Annotated in this window: 4 protein-coding genes; 3 read left to right on the forward strand and 1 reads right to left on the reverse strand. The window is 65.8% G+C overall.

Translation table 11 applies throughout. The features are described from left to right. Both Q7T84_RS17315 and Q7T84_RS17320 read left to right on the forward strand, forming a co-directional pair. Window positions 1-467, forward strand: a 467-nt coding sequence (locus Q7T84_RS17315) for a DUF2083 domain-containing protein (RefSeq protein WP_304811312.1), incomplete at its 5' end; no start/stop codon positions are given. Window positions 468-616: 149 nt separating this feature from the next. Then, window positions 617-2,767, forward strand: coding sequence for a malate synthase G (locus tag Q7T84_RS17320; protein ID WP_304811314.1), 2,151 nt, complete (start codon window positions 617-619; stop codon window positions 2,765-2,767). A 140-nt stretch (window positions 2,768-2,907) separates the two neighbouring features. Here the strand turns inward: Q7T84_RS17320 and Q7T84_RS17325 are convergent, their stop codons facing one another. Beyond that, the gene (locus Q7T84_RS17325; RefSeq protein WP_304811316.1) at window positions 2,908-3,078 is read right to left on the reverse strand and encodes a hypothetical protein; all 171 of its coding nucleotides are present in this window, start codon (window positions 3,076-3,078) and stop codon (window positions 2,908-2,910) included. Between the two features lie 333 nt (window positions 3,079-3,411). Between Q7T84_RS17325 and Q7T84_RS17330 the strand changes: the two genes are divergently transcribed. Then, a complete protein-coding gene (locus Q7T84_RS17330; protein ID WP_304811318.1) occupies window positions 3,412-5,223 on the forward strand; it encodes an FAD-dependent oxidoreductase in 1,812 nt (603 codons plus the stop codon). The last annotated feature ends 120 nt before the right edge of the window (window positions 5,224-5,343 follow it).

The following is a 5,343-nucleotide window of genomic DNA, read 5'->3' on the forward strand; positions in this document are numbered from 1 at the left end:
AGCGGGTGCCGTTCTTCTTCATCAGGGTCGATCCAGCCGGCAACGTCTCCAAGCGACTGGACGGCGCCGGCTTCCCGTTCGCCCGTCATGGCGGCGGTTGCCCGCTGTGGTCGGTGCACCAGGCGTTCAAGACGCCGCGCGAGATCGTCACCCAGTGGCTGGAGTTGCCGGACGGCCAGCGGTTCTTCTCGATCGCCCGCACGGTGACGGCCGGCGGCGGGGCCTATGGCGCCCCGAAGGTGGAGCGCGCCATCGCGCTGGGCTGCGCGGCCGAGCACGCTCATCGGCTGATCTACACGCAGAATCGACCGGGGTTCGGGCCAGAGACCGCGACCCCGATCGGGGTCACCTGCCGGCTCTGCCATCGCACTGAATGCACGGCCAGATCCGCCCCGCCGATCGGCCGGCAGATCCTCTCCGACGACATCCGGCGGACCAGCGCGCCGTTCGGGTTTTCGGACAGCTGAACGAGGCGAGCTGCTCGACGCCGAACTCGCCTAACACCGATTAGGGGCTTCAAAGCGAGGCGCTTCCGTGCAGTAAAGCGGCCTGCACGATTGGTCCGTCGCCGACGCGGCGGACTGTAGGACGCTTTTATTGAGAGCCCAGTACGCAAATGGACATCAGCAACGCCCTCTCGGTCGACGACATCCTGCACGCCTTTGTGGAGGGCGAGCTGCTGCCGGGAACCGGTGTGGATCCCGCCGCATTCTGGACCGCGCTTGAACAGGTCCTGGCCGACTTCACCCCCCGCAACGCCGAATTGCTGGCGAAGCGCGATGCCCTGCAAGTTCAAATAGATGCATGGTGGAGCGAACGTCGCGGCCGCCCCGTGGACGTCGCCGAGCAGATCGCGTTCCTACGTGAAATCGGCTATCTGCTGCCTGAGCCCGGCGCCTTCCAGATCGCGACGGAAAACGTCGATCCGGAGATCGCAACCCTGGCCGGCCCACAGCTCGTCGTGCCCGTTTCGAACGGACGGTTTGCTCTGAACGCAGCGAACGCGCGTTGGGGCAGCCTCTATGACGCGCTTTATGGCACCGACGCCCTGGCCCCGCCGACCGGCGCGAAGGGCTATGACACCGAACGTGGCGGCAAGGTCATCGCATTTGCGCGCGCCTTCCTCGACCGCGTCGCGCCGCTTTCGACCGGCTCCCACGTGGACGCGACCTCCTACACCGTGGCGAACGGCGCGCTCGTCGTGGCGTTGAACAACGGCCAGAACGCCGCCCTCGCGACCCCAGCGCAGTTCGTCGGCTGGCGCGGCGGCGCCGAGGCGCCTGAAGGCGTCCTGCTGCGTCACAACAGCCTTCACCTTGAGATCCAAATCGACCGCCAACACTCGATCGGCAAGGACGACCCCGCCGGCGTCGCCGACGTGCTCGTCGAGGCGGCGCTGACCGCCATCCAGGACTGCGAAGACTCGGTCGCCGCGGTGGACGCCGAGGACAAGGTCGGCGTCTATCGCAACTGGCTGGGCCTCATGCGCGGCGATCTCTCGGCCAGCTTCGCCAAGGGCGGACGCACAGAAACCCGCCGCCTGGACGACGACCGTCGCTACACCGCCGCGGGCGGCGGCGACCTGACCCTGCGTGGCCGTAGCCTGATGCTGGTGCGCAATGTCGGCCACCACATGACCACGGACGCGGTGCGCTACAACGGCGAGACGGTCTTCGAGACCGCCGTCGACGCGCTGATCACGGTCACCGCCGCGCTGCATGACCTGAAAGGCGGCCGGCTCAACAGCCCGGCCGGCTCGGTCTACGTCGTGAAGCCCAAGATGCACGGACCCGACGAGGTCGCCCTGGCCGTGCGCCTGTTCGACCTGGTCGAAGACGCGCTTGGCCTGGAGCGCAACACCGTCAAGCTCGGCGTGATGGATGAGGAGCGCCGCACCAGCGCCAACCTCGCGGCCTGCATCCACGCCGCGCGTGATCGGATTGTGTTCATCAACACCGGCTTCCTTGACCGCACCGGCGATGAGATCCACACCGCCATGGAAGCCGGCCCCGTGGTCCGCAAGGACGCCATCAAGGCCGAGCCCTGGCTGCCGGCCTATGAGAAGCGCAACGTCGAGATCGGCCTGGCCACCGGATTCCCCGGCCGCGCCCAGATCGGCAAGGGCATGTGGGCGGCGCCCGACCAAATGCAGGCCATGATGGCCGCGAAGATCGGCCACCCCAAGGCCGGCGCCAACACCGCCTGGGTCCCCTCGCCCACCGCCGCCGTGCTGCATGCGCTGCACTATCACGAGGTCGATGTGCCGGCGCTTCAAGCCTCGATGGGCACGGCCGGCGCCACCGGCCTGGACGATCTGCTCACCCCGCCGCTGGCCCACTCGAACTGGAACGCCGCCGACGTCCAGGAAGAGCTGAACAACAACGCCCAGGGCATCCTTGGCTATGTGGTCCGTTGGATCGACCAGGGCGTCGGCTGTTCGAAGGTCCCGGACATCCACGACGTGGGCTTGATGGAAGACCGCGCGACCCTGCGGATCTCCAGCCAGCACATCGCAAACTGGCTGCACCACGGGATCTGCACGGAAGAACAGGTCCGCGAAACCTTCGGCCGTATGGCCAAGGTCGTGGACGGCCAGAACGCCAACGATCCGCTCTACCAGGCTATGGCGACCGATCCGGCCGCCAGCATCGCCTATCAGGCCGCGCTGGAACTGGTCTTCGAGGGGCGCACGCAGCCGAACGGCTATACTGAGCACATCCTCCAGCGTCGGCGTCGCCAGCGTAAGGCCGAATTGGCGGCCGGCTAAGGTCGGGACGGGCGCGCGTCAAGGCGCGCCCGTCGCCACATCGGACGCCAAAATGCGCCTCGCCCGGCGGGCGTAGCGCTTCCAAGATCAAAGAAACTAGAGTGGGCGCGGTGAATTCGCCGCCCCCTATGAGTCGCAGCTTAGAGCGAGCGAGCTAGACGCAGGCTTTCCGCGTTCTCGACGAGGGCCCGGCGCGCGTTGATTTCCAACGACTGCGCGTCCAGCGTGTCCTCAACCAGCCCTTCGAACATGCCCTCAGACAGGTCGATGTCTTCAAACGGCGACGCAACTTCGAACATTTGGTTCGGCATCGAAACACCTCCGTGGCTAAGCTGGGAATTCGTTAGGCAAAGCTTAACGCAAAACCAAGCGCCAGCGGCGCCTAAAGCGTCGAAACCCCCTCACATCACGCCATGTTGAGCGTCAGGCCACGCCCTCGGTCCAGATCTGGGAGTGTCGCCGAGAGGTGACGATCAGTTACCGAATGCAAGGCGGGGGTTCATTTTGGTCAAGAAATGTATTGGCTGACGGTCCGAACCGGTCCTACCATCCTGTAGAACGCTGCGTCGCGGTAGGCGAGCCTGCTTTCATTGGCCCTCGTCTGCGCATCCGCGAGAGAACGGCGTCTGTGGAAGGAAGCCGTTGTGCAGCGCACCAGTACCGAGGGGCCTGACTACTTTCATAAAGTTGTCGATTGCCAGTGGGCGTGTCCCGCCCATACGCCGGTTCCAGAATACATCCGCCTGATCGCCGAAGGCCGATACTCCGACGCCTACATGGTCAACTGGAAGTCGAACGTCTTCCCAGGGATTCTTGGGCGGACCTGCGACCGTCCGTGCGAGCCCGCCTGTCGGCGCGGCCGGGTCGAGGACGAGCCGGTCGCCATCTGCCGTCTCAAACGCGTCGCCGCCGACAACAAGGGCGACATCGCGGGCATGATGCCAGCGCCCATGGCGGTCTCCAACGGCAAACGGATCGCGCTGGTAGGCGCTGGCCCGGCCTCGCTCACCGTCGCCCGCGATCTGGCCCCGCTCGGCTACGAGCTCACGCTGTTTGACGGCGAAACGAAGTCCGGCGGCATGATCCGCAGCCAGATCCCCCGCTTCCGTCTGCCCGAAGAGGTCATCGACGAAGAGGTCGGCTACATCACCGGCCTGGGGATGGAGGTTCGCCTGGGCGAACGCATCGACAGCCTGAAGGCCCTGCTGGCCGAGGGCTATGACGCGATCTTCGTCGGGTCCGGCGCGCCGCGCGGCCGTGACCTGGACCTGCCCGGCAGACAAGAGGCGGCCGCCAACATCCACATCGGCATCGACTGGCTCTCCAACGTCTCGTTCGAGCACGTCGACAAGATCGGCAAGCGGGTCATCGTGCTCGGCGGCGGCAACACCGCCATGGACTGCTGCCGCACCTCGCGTCGGCTGGGCGGCGAAGACGTCAAGGTGATCGTCCGTTCCGGCTTCGAGGAGATGAAGGCCTCCCCCTGGGAGAAGGAAGACGCGATCCACGAGGACATCCCGATCCTGAACTACCTAGTCCCCAAGGCCTTCACCCACGAGGAAGGCAAGTTGACCGGCGTCACCTTCGCGAAGGTTCGGCCCGAGTTCGACGACAAGGGGCGGCGCCGGCTGGTCCCGTCGGGCGAGCCCGATCAGCATTTCGAATGCGACGATGTCCTGATCGCCGTCGGCCAGGAAAACGCCTTTCCCTGGATCGAACGCGACATCGGCGTGGAGTTCGATGAATGGGGCATGCCCAAGGTCGACGCCGTCACTTTTCAATCCACCGCGCCGACCGTCTTCTTCGGGGGCGACGCCGCCTTTGGCCCGAAGAACATCATCTGGGCCGTGGCCCACGGCCATGACGCGGCGATCTCCATCGACAAGCACTGCAAGGGCGAGGACGTGGCCGTGCGACCTGCGCCCATGACCACGCTCGTCAGCCAGAAGATGGGCATCCACGAGTGGAGCTACGACAACGACCCAGCCAATGACGGTCGCTACAAGGTCCCGCTGCGCGGGAAGGCCGAGGCGCTGAAGGATGTTCGACTCGAAGTCGAGCTCGGGTTCGCGCGTGAAATGGCCTATCGCGAGACCCAGCGCTGCCTGAACTGCGACGTCCAGACCGTGTTCGCAGAGGCGGCCTGCATAGAATGCGACGCCTGCGTGGACATCTGCCCCATGGACTGCATCACGTTCACGCAGAACGGCGAGGAGCCCGACCTGCGCACCCGCCTCACGGCGCCCTCGCTGAACCTCGCCCAGGACCTGTACGTGTCCGACAGCCTCAAGACGGGCCGCGTGATGGTCAAGGACGAGGACGTCTGCCTGCACTGCGGCCTGTGCGCGGAGCGCTGCCCGACCGGGGCCTGGGACATGCAGAAGTTCCTCATCCAGATGACCCATGCGGGACCGGCCTGCAGGGACAGCCACGAAAAGACAAGGAAAGCGGCATGAAGCCCGGCGTGAAGCAGATCGAAGCCGTCAACGATTTCGTCATCAAGTTCGCCAACGTCAACGGCTCGGGGTCGGCCTCGGCCAACGAGCTGTTCGCCAAGTCGATCCTGCGCATGGGCG

Source organism: Phenylobacterium sp. (assembly GCF_030654915.1).
Classification (GTDB): domain Bacteria; phylum Pseudomonadota; class Alphaproteobacteria; order Caulobacterales; family Caulobacteraceae; genus Phenylobacterium.

What these genes read in the sequence shown, in the direction of transcription:
- Q7T84_RS17325 (WP_304811316.1), bottom strand. Translation starts at nt 3,078, where the DNA reads ATGCCGAACCAAATGTTCGAAGTTGCGTCGCCGTTTGAAGACATCGAC.
- Q7T84_RS17320 (WP_304811314.1), top strand. Translation starts at nt 617, where the DNA reads ATGGACATCAGCAACGCCCTCTCGGTCGACGACATCCTGCACGCCTTT.